Origin of the sequence: Allokutzneria oryzae, assembly GCF_042429765.1 — a bacterium.
GTDB lineage: Bacteria > Actinomycetota > Actinomycetes > Mycobacteriales > Pseudonocardiaceae > Allokutzneria > Allokutzneria oryzae.
In genome coordinates this window covers 170003-185915 of the sequence record NZ_JBHLZU010000012.1, presented here as the reverse complement: position 1 = coordinate 185915, position 15913 = coordinate 170003, and the positions used below count along the sequence as shown (strand labels likewise).

General features: G+C 69.3%; 12 protein-coding genes. 6 read left to right on the top strand and 6 right to left on the bottom strand.

All coding sequences use genetic code 11. The annotated features are described in order from the left end of the window. Positions 1-578: 578 nt before the first annotated feature. Together ACFFQA_RS16335 and ACFFQA_RS16330 are read right to left on the bottom strand one after the other, a co-directional pair. Positions 579-878, bottom strand: coding sequence for a helix-turn-helix domain-containing protein (locus ACFFQA_RS16335; RefSeq protein WP_377852803.1), 300 nt, complete (start codon positions 876-878; stop codon positions 579-581). Between the two features lie 51 nt (positions 879-929). Beyond that, positions 930-2138 carry a PP2C family protein-serine/threonine phosphatase gene (locus ACFFQA_RS16330; RefSeq protein WP_377852802.1) on the bottom strand — a complete coding sequence of 403 codons (1209 nt, stop codon included), beginning with the start codon at positions 2136-2138 and terminating at the stop codon, positions 930-932. A gap of 529 nt (positions 2139-2667) precedes the next feature. Here ACFFQA_RS16330 and ACFFQA_RS16325 point away from each other — a divergent pair. The 3 genes from ACFFQA_RS16325 to ACFFQA_RS16315 all read left to right on the top strand — a co-directional run bounded on the left by ACFFQA_RS16325 (position 2668) and on the right by ACFFQA_RS16315 (position 4425). After that, a complete protein-coding gene (locus ACFFQA_RS16325) occupies positions 2668-3687 on the top strand; it encodes a helix-turn-helix domain-containing protein (protein WP_377852801.1) in 1020 nt (339 codons plus the stop codon). A 294-nt stretch (positions 3688-3981) separates the two neighbouring features. Further along, positions 3982-4167, top strand: coding sequence for a hypothetical protein (locus ACFFQA_RS16320; protein ID WP_377852800.1), 186 nt, complete (start codon positions 3982-3984; stop codon positions 4165-4167). A gap of 120 nt (positions 4168-4287) precedes the next feature. Further along, positions 4288-4425 (top strand): DOMON domain-containing protein, encoded by a 138-nt coding sequence (locus tag ACFFQA_RS16315; protein WP_377852799.1) that lies wholly within the window; start codon positions 4288-4290, stop codon positions 4423-4425. A 78-nt stretch (positions 4426-4503) separates the two neighbouring features. On the opposite strand, the gene ACFFQA_RS16310 is transcribed toward ACFFQA_RS16315, so the two are convergent. From ACFFQA_RS16310 to ACFFQA_RS16300, 3 genes are all read right to left on the bottom strand, one after another. Beyond that, a complete protein-coding gene (locus ACFFQA_RS16310; RefSeq protein WP_377852798.1) occupies positions 4504-4629 on the bottom strand; it encodes a hypothetical protein in 126 nt (41 codons plus the stop codon). Positions 4630-4750: 121 nt separating this feature from the next. Continuing rightward, positions 4751-5965, bottom strand: coding sequence for a globin domain-containing protein (locus tag ACFFQA_RS16305; RefSeq protein ID WP_377852797.1), 1215 nt, complete (start codon positions 5963-5965; stop codon positions 4751-4753). 10 nt (positions 5966-5975) lie between these two features. Continuing rightward, the gene (locus ACFFQA_RS16300; protein WP_377852796.1) at positions 5976-6395 is read right to left on the bottom strand and encodes an RrF2 family transcriptional regulator; all 420 of its coding nucleotides are present in this window, start codon (positions 6393-6395) and stop codon (positions 5976-5978) included. Positions 6396-6908: 513 nt separating this feature from the next. On the opposite strand from ACFFQA_RS16300, the gene ACFFQA_RS16295 reads away from it, so the two are divergent. The 3 genes from ACFFQA_RS16295 (at position 6909) to ACFFQA_RS16285 (ending at position 9081) form a co-directional block, all read left to right on the top strand. After that, positions 6909-7724: a class I SAM-dependent DNA methyltransferase gene (locus ACFFQA_RS16295; protein WP_377852795.1), complete on the top strand. Its 816-nt coding sequence runs from the start codon at positions 6909-6911 to the stop codon at positions 7722-7724. 294 nt (positions 7725-8018) lie between these two features. After that, the gene (locus ACFFQA_RS16290) at positions 8019-8273 is read left to right on the top strand and encodes a hypothetical protein (protein WP_377852794.1); all 255 of its coding nucleotides are present in this window, start codon (positions 8019-8021) and stop codon (positions 8271-8273) included. A 367-nt stretch (positions 8274-8640) separates the two neighbouring features. After that, complete coding sequence (locus tag ACFFQA_RS16285; RefSeq protein ID WP_377852793.1) at positions 8641-9081, top strand: DinB family protein; 441 nt, start codon at positions 8641-8643, stop codon at positions 9079-9081. Positions 9082-9278: 197 nt separating this feature from the next. Here the strand turns inward: ACFFQA_RS16285 and ACFFQA_RS16280 are convergent, their stop codons facing one another. Then, positions 9279-15836 carry a LamG domain-containing protein gene (locus ACFFQA_RS16280; protein WP_377852792.1) on the bottom strand — a complete coding sequence of 2186 codons (6558 nt, stop codon included), beginning with the start codon at positions 15834-15836 and terminating at the stop codon, positions 9279-9281. Positions 15837-15913: the final 77 nt, after the last annotated feature.

The following is a 15913-nucleotide window of genomic DNA, read 5'->3' as shown; positions in this document are numbered from 1 at the left end:
CAGGGCCCTCGATCGTCACGGTCCTCGACCGCGCGGACGACTTCAGCACCGCGACCTGTGAGCTGTGGCTGCCCGTCGAACCGGGCTGACCGACCCCGCGGAAACCCCGACAGCACCAAGGACTCGGCCGGTGTCAGCGCAGGAGATCGTGGCCGTAGCTTCGGCAGGTCAAGGGACTGCTGTCTCCGAGGGCGAGATCACGGAGGAATCGAGTGATCGGTTCGATCGGACAGCCATGCTGATCGAGGACGACCTAGTTCTCGAACACGCGGGTCCTGTTGCCGGGCAACGCATTCCGTGTTCCGCGTAGGGTCGATGTGGTCCATCATCTGTTGCGGCAACAGAGAAAGGGCCACATCGACCCGGGAGTATCGGGGTGCTGCCGCGGTGCGGGTCAAAGCCTCGGTGGTGCGTGATGTCAGCGACCGCGATCACGGTGTGCGGGCAGTGCTGCAAGTGGTAACACCACCCACGTAGCCCGCCACGCGTACCCCTTTTCTCGCGTTGTGGAGCCTTAACGCGAAATGGGAGCGCTCTTTTGCGCAAGAAGGTGACAAAACGCGAAAACCCCGACCACGTCAGCTGGCCCGCGCGCACCAGGGCACGGGGGTGGTGCCGCCTCGGGCGACCACCACGAGTCTCGTGTCCGCGGCCACGATCCACAGCCGTGCCACGGCATCCCGCGGTGCGGCAACGGGTCCCAGCGCCAGCGGCGAGCCCAGCCGCTGGATCACCCGGCACACCGTGGCAGGGGCGACGCCGAACAGCGGCGCGAGCTGCCGCATCGCGAGTTGGTGCACCGCCACCAGCAGCACTCGCTCGGCCAGCGCAAGCCGCCACGGCCGCCCCACCCACCGCCCGAACTGCTCCGCCTTCAACACTCGGGCCGTACACAGGAAGTGCCCACAGCGCAGCCTGCCGCAACCCCCTCAGCGGCTGCGGCGAATCGCCACCAGAGCGATGTCGTCAGTAGCGGGCTGGCCGCCGACCAGAGCGGCCATGATCCGGACGCAGGCCGCTTCCGGAGGCGCTGGGGAAACGACCTGCCGGAGCTTCTCCAGCTGGCTGTCCAGGTCCAGCCCACGGCGCTCCACCAGACCGTCGGTGTACAGGGCGACCAGTGCGCCGGGCGGCACGTCGACGGTGGTGCCCCGGCGGTCGGTGACGGCCAGGTTGAAGCCGACGGGCGGGCCGACCGCGGCGTCGACGAACGCGGCCGGGCGCCCTGGTGCGACGAGAACGGGTGGCAGGTGACCGGCCAGGGCGAGGTCCATGCGGCCGGCCGCCGGGTCGATGACCGCGTAGGCGACCGTGGCCATCGTGCGATCCTCGAAGTGGCTGGCCTTCCGGTCGAGCTTGCCGAGCACCACTGCGGGCTCGGCGAACTCCAGGGCATAGGCGCGCAGCGCGCTGCGCAGACGCCCCATGACGATCGCGGCGGGCAGCCCGCTGCCGACCACGTCGCCGATCACCAGGCCGGTGCGCCCGTCGGGGAGACCGAACACGTCGTACCAGTCACCGCCGACACCGCTGCCCGCGCCGGGAACGTAGCGGGCGGCCAGCTCCCAGCCCTCGATGGCTGGCAGACGCCCGGGCAGGAGGCTGTCCTGCAGCATGGCGGCCGCCGCCCGCTCCGAACGCGTTCGGAGCATGCGCACCGCCATCGCGAGCCGGTCGGCGACGAGCTGGAGCAGGTCGGTCTCCTCGTCGGTGAACCGGCGGGCCGCGGTGCTGCCGACGTGCAGCACCCCGACGAGGTCGCCTTGGGCCACCATCGGCACCCCCAGCAGCACCCGCAGGCCTCGCTCCCACAGGAGGGGGTTCACCACCGTGGACGCGTCGACATGCTCGATCCACACCGGTTCCCGATCCTGGGCCACCCGCCCGGCGAAGCCCACTCCCACCGGCACCCGGACCCCCTGGAAGACCTCCTCCTCCAGGCCGGAAGTCGCCCTGGCCACCAACTGCTCGCCGTGGGAGTCCACCAGCAGGACGGTGGCGGTGTCGACCGAGAACAGCTCACGCACCCGCCTCAGCAAGACCCCGAAGAGCTCGTCGAGATCGAGCTCCCCGAGCCTGCTGTCCGTGATCGCCTCCAACACGCGCAGCCGCACCTCCGTGCGCCGGACATCACCCATGAGCCATCTCCGTCCACAACTCGACCACGCGCACCTGATGAACAGCAGGGCACGACGGACTGCCACGAACCAGAGCCAAGCAAACGACGGTGGGCCGCGCAGTGCCAAACGGCGCGCCACTGCAGGTTCACCAGCAGGCCGAGCAGGCTGGCTCCGAGAGGGCCGCCGAGTCACGGGTCGCGGTGGGTCCGGTGACCGGCGCGCGCAGCGCGAGGGTATCCAGCGGTGCGGCCGTCCCGGTCCACCTGGGGGATCAACCTCCGGTGCCTACCCGCCTTGCCCTGACCCCCTGGAGATCGGAAACCCCGTGTCGACTTCGTCCCGTCCGTCGCCCGCCGTGGATCTGGTTGGTTTGATCGGTGAACATCCTCGTAACGGTCGCGACGTTGCTCGTTTCGGGACGGGTGAGGCCGAGACCCGGCGCCTGCGCTCGCGGCAGGAGGACCCCGGCGGGGCCGCCGCGCTATGACCCAGTTCACATGGCCAAGGGGTTGAAGCTCAAGCGGCTTGAGGTTCCACAGTGGACCCCATGAACGACAACCGCTTGTACCCCATCGGGGACGCGGCGCGCCGCACCGGGTTGAGCGTGAGTGCCATCAGGTTCTACGCCGACGCCGGGGTCATCGCGCCCACCAGGCAGACCGACGGCGGGCACCGGCTCTACGACATCGACGCCATCGCGCGGCTGGAACTCGTCCGCACCCTGCGAGACCTGGGCGCGGGCCTGGACGACATCCGCGGGCTGCTGGCCGAGGAGACCAGCCTGCACGACCTGGCCGAGACCCACCTGCAGGTGGTCGAGCGGCACCTGCGCGACCTGCGCGCCCGGCGCGCCGTCCTGCGCACCATCGTCAACCAGCCCACCGCCACCGAACGGGTATCCCTCATGCACAGCCTTGTGTCCATGTCCGACGACAGCCGTAACCAGCTCCTGGACGAGTTCTGGAGCGAGGTCACCGAAGGCCTCACCGTCCACCCCGCCTACGTCGAACGCCTGCACCGGATGCGGCCCCAGCTGCCGGAGGATCCCACCACCGAGCAGCTCCAGGCGTGGATCCAGCTGGCCGACCTGGTACAGGACGACGCCTTCCGCGACTCGGTGCGCCAGTTCTTCCACGCCTGCTTCACCTCGCCCAAGTCCGTCGACTTGACCGCGCCGGGCAGGTTGGCGCGCATGGAGGAACACGGTCAGCTCGAAGAACTGGCCAGGGAGGCCGAGCGGTCCGGGCTGTCCCCGGAGTCGCCGCAAGCGCGGGAGATCGCCGAACGCGTCCTGGCCTCGCTCGCCGACCTCACCGCTGACGCCACCGGGGCGCCGCTGGACGAGCAGGCACTCGCCGACCTGCGACGGTCCATGACCCACCCCGACCCGTCCTGTGCCGCGAGCCAGTTCGCCGAGCGGTTCGCATCGGAGTTCACCGGCCTGCTCGGCACCTACCTGTCCCTGATGGCCACCATCAACGGGAGCCCGCGGCCGGACGAGTGGGAGGACACGGGGGCGAGCGAGGAGTGGATGGCCGCCGCCCTCCGGACTCCCGCCGACGCCTGACCCGGAGATACCCCTTGTCCCACGAGCTCATCACCGCCCTGGCGGCCACCACGGTCGCCCTGCCGCTGCTCAGCTTCTTCACCATGGCCGGTGTCAACGCGGCACCGGCCACAGCACCCGTCCGGACTGCGATGCCGAACTCGGCGACTCCACCGAGCTGCCGCGTGGTCCGTCCGAAGAGGACACCTGGCGATTCGTGAAGGAACGCGACGCCTGAGCCAGTGACCGTTGCGTCGCGGCAGATCCCGAGCTCGCCCGCAGCCTGTCCACCGAGAACATCGCCATGTCGACCGCATGCTGCTGGACTCGGTGATGCCGCCGACCTTCGACCTGACCCACATCACCGACTCCACCGCGGCCGCCCACGAGAACAACTTCCACTCGTTCACGGCCTGGCTCTCCCGCTACGACACCACCTACGGCTTCGGCGCCACCGCCAGGGATGCATCGGTACGTCCAGGTTCCTGTACTCCTCGGTGATCTGCGACGACTCGGAGAGCACCCGCGACCTGGCCACCGCATGGGCCGACCGGCAGAAGCGCGTGGCGCGCTGCCCAGCTTCGGCGGCATGTGCACCGGCGGGCCCTTCCTGAGTCGCCCGTGGCAGTTCCGGAAGGGCCCGAGGTCGCCCACCTGGCCACCGCCGCGCACGCGATCGGCTTCCACCCGCCGTCGCGGCACAGCTCGGCCGACGCCCTGCTCGGGTGGTTCGCCGGGCGTCCGGTCGTCCTCGACTGAGCCCCGGAGGAGAGGCACATGTCAACCACCCTCGCCGAGAACGGTCCGGGTCTGGGCCATCCCAGCGGTGCTGGAGCTCTACCGCAGGCCGGGCTCGCGGGACCCGGCCTGGTGCCGCGTCTTGGACATGCTCGCGGCGCTGGGCCTGGCGACCGGGAAGATCCGGTACTGGGGCCAGCGCAGCGAGCTCGTCGACCTACTCAAAGCCCTGTGCGCCCACTGGCTCGACTGGCAGCCCTACATCGTGCCCGACACCTTCTCGCCCCAGCGCCACCCCGACGTCGGTCCCGCATCTTGTTCGGACACCACTCGGCGCACGTCCGCTTCAGGCGATCGGCTGTGGAGCAGGGAGGCGGTCTGCTCCGGTGGTCCACAAGTCTGGGCCGAACACCTCGAACCGGATGCGGTCCGTTGGCATTCCCCGGCGCAGGAGCGCCGCGCGGACATGGCGCATGAATGGCAACGGTCCGCACAGATAGGCCGAAGCGCCTGGAGGCAACGGGAGCGCGTCCGGAGCGACAAGGCCGGAGCGCGCCCAGCTGGGAGCATCCTGTTCGTAGTACAGGATGTTCTCGAAGGACGCCAGTCTCGCACCGTGCCGATGGACGTGCCATGCCAGCGCGTGCCGCTTCGGTGAGCGCTCCGCGTGCACAGCCACCACGGGCCGGTCGGGTTGGGTCTCGGCGAGGTGTTCGATCATCGCGGCGATCGGTGTGATGCCGATGCCCGCACTGGCCAGCACGAGCGGCCCGGTGTCAGGAAGCGCGACGTCGCCCCCAGGATGGCTGACCCGTAACCGGTCTCCGATACGGATGTCGCGAGTGAGGAACGTCGACACCATCCCGTCAGGAGCGCCGGCACGGCCGCGCACCCGCCGCACGGTGATCCGCAGGGTGTTGTGGCCGGGCGCCTCGGACAGCGTGTACTGGCGGGCTTGTCTCATCCCGTTGGGCAGGTCGACGGTGACGGTGGTGTACTGACCGGGCAGGTGCCGAGGTATCGGGCCGTTGTCGGGGGCGAGCGCCAGTGACACCGTGTCCTGCGCCTCCTCGAACCGCCCCACGACCGTCCAAGGCGCGTTGAGGTACCCGCGATCTTGGCCTGTTCCCTGGTACAGGCGGGTTTCAGCGGCGATCAGGCGAACTGCGAACAACCAGTAGACCTCGTCCCAAGCAGCGGCGACCTCAGGCGTCACGGCGTCGCCGAGGACGTCGGCGACGGCGGCGAGCAGGTACCTGCCGACGATGGTGTACTGCTCCGGCCGGATGCCCAACGAGACGTGCTTGTGCGCCACCCGGCGGACCACCGCGTCGATCGGGATCACGGTCGTGCCCGTGAGGTGCTCCGCGAAGGCGACCACTGAGGCGGCAAGAGCCTTTCTCTGCTCACCGTTGGCCTGGTTGCCCAGGTTGAACAGGTTCAGCAGGTCGGGACGGGCGTCGAAGAGTGAGTCGTAGAACCGGCCGGCGATCTCGGCCACCGTGCGGCGCACGGCGGGCAGAGTGGCGAGCACGATGCCACGGGAGTGCTGAGAGAGCATGGGTTCCCTTTCAAGGCAAGGACAACAGGATCGGCCCCGTGGGCCTGGCAAGGAGGTCTTCGAGGGGTACGCCGTCCAGTGAGGCGAAGAACGCCTCCTGCGCCCGTGCGAGAGCGGCGCGCAGCCTGCACGACCGCTGCAGGGGGCATGGCGGGGCCTCGCACTCGACGACCTCGGACTCGCCTTCGAACCGGCGCACCACCTGCCCGACGGTCACCTTCCGCGCCTCGGCGGGCACCCAGACGCCGCCGTTGCGTCCCCGGGTGGTGGTGACCAGCCCTTCCCGCTGAAGCCGCTGGACCACTTTGGCCACGTGGTTGTGCGGCACGTTCATCGTGGTGGCGAGGTGGTCGATGGTGAGCTGTCGGTTCTTGGCTGCGGCCAACATCAGGACACGCAACGCGATGTCGGTGGCCCGGCTGAGGTGCATGGGGCGACAGTATCGAAAAACAGGTATCGCACATACCTGTATATGTACTAAGGGGCAATGGGCTCAGCGGGGCGCCTGGCGCGTGGTGCCGGCGGAGAAGGCCGTTGTGCGGGTTGACATCCTCGGCCGGGGCGGTTCCCGCCGGGCTGACGGCCCTGTCCGGATCGGTCGCCGCCGGGTTCGCGCATGGTCCTTCTGATTTCCTGGTCACACCTCCGTCCCTGGCAAACAGGGGCCTTGTCCTCTGTCGGGCGGGACGACGTGGGCTCATTGTGGGGACGGGATCCTGGCCCACGGGAGGTGGCATGTCGCGGGCCGGGTGATCACGGGCTTGCCGCGTGGGTTGGTGCGCGCCACGGCGAGGCCACTAAGTCTACTGTGGACACTTCGCCGCCGGGCTGGTCGAGGCCTGGTGCCGCGAACGGCGGTGAGGGCACGCTGTTGCGTCATGTGCGCGTTGGGCCCGAAATGGGAGTGCGGAGCGGGCGGCGGCGGGCGTAGCGTCCGGGGACCATGAGCGATGAGGTGAACTCAAGCGGCGCTGCCCTCGTCGAGCAGGGAGACGATCCGGCGGACGGCTGGTTCCCTGAGAGCGTGGCCGCGGGCTACGACGGCCCAGGTGGCGCGAACGCGCCCGAAGTGGTGACGCCCGCCGTGGACGTCCTGGAGGACTTGGCCGACGGCCCGGTGCTTGAGTTCGCCGTCGGCACTGGGCGGATCGCCGCGCCGCTGGCCGCGCGCGGCGTCCGAGTGAGCGGAATCGAGCTGAGCCGGGCGATGGCGGCGCGGATCGCGAGCAAGCCTGGCGGCGACGCGGTCGACGTCACGATCGGCGATATGACGTCGACGCGGGTGGTCGGTCAGTTCTCGCTGGTCTATCTGGTGTTCAACACGATCAGCAACGTGACCACGCAGGACGCGCAGGTCGACGTCTTCCGGAACGCGGCTGCGCACCTGCGCCCGGGCGGGCTGTTCCTCGTCGAGGTGGGGCTGCCGGATCTGCGCCGCCTGCCGCCCGGGCAGGACACCGTCCCGTTCACGGTGGCGCCCGGCCACGAAGGCGGCGGATATGTGGGGTTCGACCAGTACGACGTCGTCACGCAGGAGTTCACGTCGAACCACATCACCGTGTCACCGGACGGGATCGGGCGGTTCCGCCGCATTCCCTTCCGGTACGCCTGGCCGGCCGAGATGGACCTCATGGCGCGCATCGCCGGGATGAAACCGAAGTACCGCTGGGCGGACTGGGACCGCTCGGAGCTCACGGCGGACAGCACCAAGCACGTGTCAGTCTGGGAAAAGGACCAAGCACTTGGTGCTCTTGGCTAAGCAGGCACTCATCGACATGCCCGCAAGTTGGCGGCTGTCGCGCGGGTGATCGCCGCGACAACGGATCGTGCACGAATCGCATGTCGTACCACGAAGAACTTGTCCAGTGTCTCGGTCTGAGCGACTGGAAGCTGGGCGTTCGAGGTACCGAGTGTGTCGCGCACTCGGCTCTTGACGTGGGGCATGTGCGTGCGGCGGTGGCGGCGTGCAGGCGGACGAGACGTTCAACGGCGTCGACGCTGAGCCAACGGCCCGGCGTTCTCGGCCCTTGTCGAGACATCTGACGCTGGTTCCGTGTCCGAAAGTCACGTCACCGCAGTCGAGTTCGATCAGTTCGGTCACATGCTGTCCGGACTGGACGGTCAACAGCGGCAGGGCGCGGTCTCGGCGGCCTTCCCCACGACCGGCATCGGGCGCGTCGACCAGGGCGTCGATGCCAGCCACCTGCGCGACTCCGCCGGCGTTCGGCCGAAAGGCCGCGCTCCACCCGGCTGGCCGATCGGGTCGACAACCTCGCCCCGGAACTGGTCGCGGCTGCCTTCGGTATGACCGCCGAAGGCGTACTCACCACCTTCGCTGACCGCGTCGCTCCCACCCTCGACGGCACCGTGCAATAATGACGTCGGTGCCTTCGCCGGATCTGCCCGGCGACCGACTTCGGCTGCGGTGTTTCTTTCTGCCCGCGTCGACACGCCCCGCACATCCAAGCGGTGAGCACATCAAACGTTGCGGCATCACTGGCTCGTTCCCAGCTTCTGGACGCGTCGTCGCTGTCCTCAAGTCCCTCGCTGAACCGCAGCCCCATCGCCGTCCGGGCCAGGACCGCACAGGTCCTCAGCCGCGCAAGAGAATGGAGTGAAAGTCCTTGAGTACCAACCGAGTTACCCTTGGCGTCGAGCGAGCGATCATCGAGAACATGCTCGATCGCAACCGCGAAGCGCTGATCGAGACCGCGCGCGGCCTCTCCGAAGCCGACGCTCGCCGACGGCTCGTCGCGTCACTGACGACACCAATCTCGTTGATCAAGCACGCCGCGGCCGCCGAACGGATCTGGTTCCAACGGTTCTGGGCGGGAGTCGACGAGTCCGAGTGCGACGGATACTCGAACCGGGACGAGGGCACCTTCGCCGTCGCAGACGACGAGTCCCTGGCCGACGTGATCGCCGAGTTCGAGCGTGCCAGCCAGCGATCACGTGTGATCGCCGCCCGCTTCGACCTCGACGACACCAAGGACAACCCCCGCGAAGGAACGGTCAGCATGCGGTGGACCCTGCTCGCCATGATCGAAGAATTCGCCCGGCACGCAGGACACGGCGACATCCTTCGCGAACAGATCGACGGCACCACGGTTCGCTGAGCCGCATGCCCGAGTAGCCGCCTGGCACCTGTCCTGCAAGTCGTCCCGAGGCCGCGCGCTGCCTCCGTCCCCCCGTGCAGGCAGGGGCCAGCTGGCGTGGTCGGGGGAGCGCAGGTGCCGGCGTCAGCTCTCCACACGTTGCCGGTGGTACTCGCCGGCCCGGACGCGGGGCCCGGGCCGGCGGTGGGGCTCGGTGGTCAGTCGACGAACGCCGGTGCTCGCTCACCGCCGCGCGGCAGCGGCAGCGCGCCGCTGGCGTAGCCGGCCTGGAAGTACGTCGTGGCGTCGTCGACTATCTGGTTCAGCAGGTGTGCTGCCGCGATGTCCGGTGCGGTGGCCCGGGCGGACTGGACGAAGGGCTTCCACCACGGCACCTTCGCGCTCAACGTGTACGGGGCGGATCCGTTGACCTCGGTCAGGACGGTGGCCACGGCGTTGCCGACCGCCTCCGGGTCCTGCCGTCCCGGGGGCATCGCCTGGTCGACCAGCTCGATCAGCAGCGGGTTGTCCACCAGCATGATCGTCTGCTCCGGTGCGGGCCCGCTGACCTGGGCCGGGTTGGTGTCGAAACGCGGTGGCACGCGGTTGACGTAGGTGACCCGGTAGAGCACCCGCCAGACCCCGTTCCCGCCGTGACGGACGTTGCGCAGCGCCACGGCGTCGGGGTCGCTGCTGGAGCGCAGCCAGTCCCGGTCCACGACGTCATTGTGGAAGGCTGAGCCGTTGTCCGCGGACGGGGGCAGGTAGAAGGCCATGAACCGGTACGCCTCGACCTTGCCCGGGCACGGGTCCGTCGTGTACGTCGCGGTCGGGTCGTCGTAGGCCTGGAGCATGGGATCGCCCGGGCAGGTGATGTCCAGCGTCAGGCCCCTGCCCTGGTTCTCCTTCTTGCCCACCTGGATCTTGAGGTGACCACCGAAGAGCGCGTCGAAGGAGCCGAAGGCGCCCGCACGCCAGCTCGGGCCGAACTGGCCCTCGTAGCTGCCTTCGAGACCGGCGACGAAGGTGTAGTCGTAGAAGCCCGCGTACGAGCGTTCGTGGACTGAGGAGAACTGTTCGGTCTCGGTGTGCAGGCCGCCGGTGGCGGTCCACACGTACCGGTTCGCGATGCCCCTGGTCGGCACGTCGTCCCGGAAGTCGTAGAACTGGCCGGTGGTGACGTCACCGGTGTCCGGTCCCACCGGCCCCCGCGTGCCCCGGTCCTCGGCCTCGTACTTCCGGTACCTGGCGCGCAGCAGTTGGTCGGACCGCTCGATGCGGGCCGCGAGCCGGTAGGCCTCCTCCGGGCGGAAGTAGCTGCCCCGCGTCACGTCCGCCTGCGGGAAGTCGGGGTCGTTGACCAGCCCCACCCGTCCGTCGAGCGTGCCGTTCTTGACGTAGGTCGAGCGCATCCGGAACGTCACGATGTTGCGGTCCGGTGGGATGTTGAGGTCGGGCAGCACCACCTTGCCGACCATCGCGCCGGTGGTGTCCAGCCGCAGCGCGTACAGGTCCGCGGTCAGCGACTCGACGAGGGCGTAACCGACGTTCAGCGGCTGGTAACGCCTGCCCACGACCGGGTTCAGGTAAGGGGAGTCCTTGGTGGCCGGTGGTTCCCACCTGCCCCGCAGACCCATGCCGTCGCCGGTCAGCTTCGTCCACGTCGACCCGTCGACCCGGTCGGTCTGCTGCGCCATTTCCAGGTCGGACCTGTGGTGCGCTGCCAGCTTCAGCTTGAGCAGGGCGTTCTTCATCTCGAAGCCGGTTCCCGGGAGGTAGAAGCCCGTCGACATGTCGAGGCCGCCGGACCCGCCTTGCTTGACGTCCAGGTTCATCCGCAGCTTCGTGCGGTAGTCGGTGCTGCTGAAGGTGAAGCTGCTGGTCTCGGTGGAGCGCAGCGCCACCGTGGAGGCGTCCTGGTAGTTGTTGTAGCCGAGCGGGCTGTTGTACAGCGGGCGGGACAGGTTCTCGCTGGGCACCGGCGGCGCGCCTTCGATGAACCCGATCAGAGTCGGGTTGGTCTGCACCTGGCCCAGGTACACCAGGTCCAGCTCGCCGACCCCGAACCCGGTGGCCAGAACCAGTTCCGGCGCGGTGAAGAAGTACGCCCTGCGCATCACTCCGATGGGTCTGCCGTCCCACCGCGTGGCCGTCTCCGGGTACTCCAGGACCGACGGCCGACCGGTGAGGTTCCGCTGGAACGCGGTCACCGGGCCGTTGTAGACGTCGCGCACCTGCGGGCCTTCGTCGGCGACCGGCGCTGTCGAGGCGGTGTAGGTGGCGGGCGGCTTGACCGTCCCGTCCGCCCCGCGTCCGGTGAGGTCCTTCGCGGTGCCGTCGAAGGACCAGTACGCGGCGAGATCCGGGTTGTCGGCGGCGATCGGCCGGTAGAGGCCGTCGACGACCTCGGCGCGAGTGCGGGCCGAGCGCCACAGCCGCAGTTCGGCGAGCGACCCGCTGAACGCGGAGTCGTAGCTGCCGGACCGCGTGACCGCGCCGATGCTGAGCTGCGGGTCGAAGCCGTCCTGCCACGCCTCATCCTTCGCCGGGATGGTGTCGACCCGTCTGCCGTTGTGGTAGCAGCTGTACCTGCCGAGGAACGGCATCGATCCCCACAGATCGGCGCTGCTGAGGACCATGTCGTTGTTCTCGCGGGAGTCCGCGGCGACCGTCCCGGTGGTCTCGTGGAACCACCACGCGGAAACCACGCCGTCAAAGGTGTCCGCGGTGTCGCGCTGTGTCATCGCGGCGCTCATCTCGTTGTCGGACAGGCCGACCGACCAGAACCGGACGCCGGTCACCGCGCCGTCGAACGGCAGCTGCGACTCCAGGGCCGTGGTCGGCGACGGCGGTGTCCTCACGCCGAGCGTGAGCGGGCTGCGCGAGCCCGTCGAGGTCAGCTGCGTCGAGTTGGACACGGTAACGCTCTCGCTGGCGACCTTCTGGCTGTTGACGTACAGCGACAACGTCGCCTTGACGTCCGGCTTGTCCTTGGCGTTCCTCGGCGGGAGCATCGTGCACCTCAGCACGGCGGCGAGGTGGGCGGAAACCGACGACCCGCTCTCCACGCGCAGGGGGACCCGCTTGCCGGTCGACGTGTCGACCAGGTTCACCGCGCAGAACGCCGTGCCGGATCCGGTGTAGCCGAACTGGAAGGACTGGTCCGCCTCATCCACGCCCCATTGCGCCAGGATGGTCATGCCGTGGGGCCGGGCGTCGTGCGTCGGGGCCGTCCACGCCTCGACGGTGAACTGGTCCCCGAAGTCGAATCCGGTGGGCTGCTTGCAGATCCCGTAGTCCACGTGCTTGCGGCCCTTGGCGCCCTGGTTCAGCCGCAGCGCTCCGGTGCCGCGGTAGGCGACGGCGACGTGGTTCCAGGTGTCCTTCTCCAGGAACGCCTTGGCGTACACCGCCCGCGCATCACTCACCTTCGTGATGACACCGATGAAGGGGTTGTGATCAGAGAGGACGACCTTCTGGGCCGGGTTCAGCTTCCAGTGCGCGTTCAGGGCCTCTCCCGTCGCCTCCGCGTAGTTGTACGACTCGACGTCGTGTTTCTGGCTCACGGTGTTGAGCGGCCAGTACCCGGCGAGGTTCGGCTCGGAGCCGGTCAGCGACGTGCGCATGGTCTGGCCGAGATCCGCTGCTGATCGGGCAGTGGTCCAGAACCGCACCTCCGTGACCGAGCCGAACATGCTGACGTGCGGGGAGATCCGGGAACCGAACACCACGCCGGGCGGAGTCGTCTTGGACGCCGCGCGCAGCACCACCGAGGACGAGAACACGGACTTCGCGTTGACGTAGAGCTGGAGCGCCCAGGTGCTCCCGTTCTTGCGCGCGGTCACCGCCACGTGCGACCACGCGTTCGCGGGCAGCACATCGCCGCTGCCGACGATGGTCTCGACGTTCTCGTGCTTCTTGTCCTTGTCGGTCCGGTAGCCGAAGCGCAGCAACCGAGCGGTGCCCAGGCCCAACTGGATGAGCGGCACGGACTTGGAGTCCTCGGTGTCGTAGACCTGGAACAGGCTGCCGAGGCAGCCATTCCCCATGCAGGGCCTCGCGGCGGGACGGACCCACGCCTCCCAGGTGAACGCGTCGCGGGTGGGGTCGAAGAGCTGGTTCTTCGCCACCTCCAGGTAGGAGTTCGCGGTCTTGTCGTCCTTCGTGGTGTAGCTCTCGAACTCCACTGTTCGCATACCGCCGGTGCTCAGGAAGTAGTGGGGCGGCAGGACTCCCGTCTCCGCGGGCCTGCCACCGTCGTAGGCGACCACCATCGCCGGGGCCTCCGTGGTGGGCCGAACCCAGGACTCGACGGTCCAGTCGCGGACCGGGACCACCGCGCTCCCGGGCGTGGGCACTTCTACCGCGGTGGAGCCGTTGAGCGTCAACGCCTTCGACTGGTGAGCCACCCGCCAGGTGCCGTTGGAGCCCTTGACGACCACGGCACCGTTGCTGTTGCCCGCCAACGCTTCCTGGCCGGGCGGCACCCGCACCGGGGCGCCCGCGGCGAGCGCGATCATGCCTCGGTCGAGGGCGACCTTCGGCGGCAGGTTGCCGATCACCGTCCTGCGGTGCCACCGCATGGCCTCGACCGTGCCCGGAACCAGCTGTCCTTCCGGAGCGGGAAGCAGGACGTCGAACAGCAGCGAGCCGGACCGCAGGTCCAACTCCTCGTCGACCACCTGGTCGCCGATCCTGGTCGCCATGCCGTCGACCAGGACGCCGGGGAGCCAGGTCCTGAGCACCTCGGCAACCGCGGCGGGCGCCCGGGAGACGTCGTTGGCCACCTCGGAGAGCGTGTCCTCCTCGGTCAGGCCGAGGGTGCAGTGCTCGGGGTCCTTGCCCGCTGCGACGGTGAGGGTGATCTGCTTGCCGGCGCGGCCGAACACCAGGATGCCGCCGTCGAGGGCGTAGAGCGGGGTGTCGTCGGTGGCCGGGGTGTAGGAGTAGCGCGTCATCGCGGCCTCGCCGGTGAGGACGCCGACCAGGTGGTGGGTGTCCTGGGGGAGGGCCGCCCACGTCTGCTTGGCGGTACCGCCGCCGGGCAGCGCGTAGTGGATGGTCATCGTCGCCGGTCCGCCGGAGGCCGAGCTGACCTCGACCGTCTTGATCGGCACCTCCTCATGGGTCGAGAACAGTTCGAGGAATGCCGAGCCCGCCGCGCCGGTCACGTCGGGGGTCATGGGCAGGCGCACCGACGGGAACCTGCCATCGGCGTCGTAGAACTGGCGCTCTCCCGACCGGACCTCGACGTCCGTGCAGTCCTGGGAGTACCGGCCGTTGAGGATCGGCACCATGCGGGAGAGCGCGCGGGGCACGCCTTCCCACCGCTCGTCCGGCAGGCCGGACTCCGCGCCGTAGGAGATGGACACCGAGCACAGGTCGGGAGCGGTGCCCGCCGCGCAGTCGGCGACCGCGACCGTGGCCCCGTTGAAGGTCGTCCCGCTGCGCTGGGCGATCAGCGGGAACGTGCCGGTCGAACCGTCGGATGCCGACCACGGCAAGGACAGCTGGGCCCTGACCATGATCGGGTCGAACCGGGCCACCGCGAAGTCCTGCCGGGTGGTGCTCGTCCGCTGGGCGAAGTAGCAGTGCAGCAGACCGTCCGCGCTGTCCAGCAGGGCGGGAGCGGACGCCAGCTCCGGCTGGGTCAGCAGCACCGCGGTCGCCGTACCCGCTCCCGCGGAGTGCACGGCGGAACTGGGCACCGGGTAGCCCTTGTCGCCGGCGCCGCTGTCGATCACCACGCACTCCAGCGTCGGCGCGGGTTCGGCGACGCTGCCGTCCTCGAACATCGTCAGGTCCAGCACGGCGAGCCCGGCGTAGTCACCGGGGGCGACCTGCTTCTCGACGGGGACGGTCATGGCCAGCCGCATCCCGCGGCGCACGGTGGTGGCGTTCTCGTCCGCCTTGGCGCGTTCCTGTTCGGCGTAGACGGCGACGGCCGGACCGGCGGCCGCGGCGAGTGGGACCCGCGCGCCGGCGATCGAGGCGGCGAGCGGGACGGTGAAGCGGTGCACGGAGGACTCGCGCAGGTCCATCGGGTCGAACTCGGCCTCCTTGCAGGACAGGTAGCTGACCGTGCCGTCGGCCGTCCTGGTCACGAGGTGCCAGCGGTGCAGGTCCATCTCGGAGGTCGGCCCGAGCGCGACGTCGAAGTCGGTGATGTCCTTGCCCAGCAACAGGGACAGCTCGATGGTCGGTTCCAGGAACGGCTCGCCCGCCATGTTGGTGGAGCCGAGGCTGTCGGCGTCACCGGCGGGCACGTCCCTGCGGCCACTGCGCCGGTAGCGGATCTCCCCGAGCCGCTGGAGCTGCCAGCGGGTCGGTTGCTCCTCTTCCGGGTCGCTCGGCCGCTGCTCCGGGTTCTGCACGAGGACGAACCGGTCCAGGTACAGGGAGTTGCCGGTGGAGCGGCGCAAGCAGCAGACGTGCCTGCCGTCGGTGACGACGCGGAACGGCGCGTCGGCCGGGGTGGGGGTCGTCGCGGCCGAGTCGACGGTGATCAGGTCCATCCCGGCCAGCCGCAGCATCGGCTTCCGGTCGGCGCTCGGCTCCGAGGGCTGGGTCAGCGACAGGGGAGACCACCCGCTCCACTCCCGTGGGCTCATCGGCTCGGCGTCGGGTTCGCGGACGTTGTAGTACAGGGTGTCCACGACGGCCTCCGCCTTGCGGGCGAACACCACCGTTGTGCCCTCCACGGTCACGCTGACCGGGTCGATGAGAGTGATCGCGGTGGTGTCGGTCGACGGCAGGACCAAGTTGGACGGAGACACGGGATTCCTCCAGGCAGACGACGTGAGCTCGGCCTAGAAGTCTGGGTCCGGGCGCGCGAGCCGTGCCCTAGGGAAAT

Coding starts and splice junctions, on each gene's coding strand:
- ACFFQA_RS16330 (WP_377852802.1), bottom strand. CDS start 2,138: ATGGGTGATGTCCGGCGCACGGAGGTGCGGCTGCGCGTGTTGGAGGCG.
- ACFFQA_RS16325 (WP_377852801.1), top strand. CDS start 2,668: ATGAACGACAACCGCTTGTACCCCATCGGGGACGCGGCGCGCCGCACC.
- ACFFQA_RS16320 (WP_377852800.1), top strand. CDS start 3,982: ATGCTGCTGGACTCGGTGATGCCGCCGACCTTCGACCTGACCCACATC.
- ACFFQA_RS16305 (WP_377852797.1), bottom strand. CDS start 5,965: ATGCTCTCTCAGCACTCCCGTGGCATCGTGCTCGCCACTCTGCCCGCC.
- ACFFQA_RS16300 (WP_377852796.1), bottom strand. CDS start 6,395: ATGCACCTCAGCCGGGCCACCGACATCGCGTTGCGTGTCCTGATGTTG.
- ACFFQA_RS16295 (WP_377852795.1), top strand. CDS start 6,909: ATGAGCGATGAGGTGAACTCAAGCGGCGCTGCCCTCGTCGAGCAGGGA.
- ACFFQA_RS16285 (WP_377852793.1), top strand. CDS start 8,641: ATGCTCGATCGCAACCGCGAAGCGCTGATCGAGACCGCGCGCGGCCTC.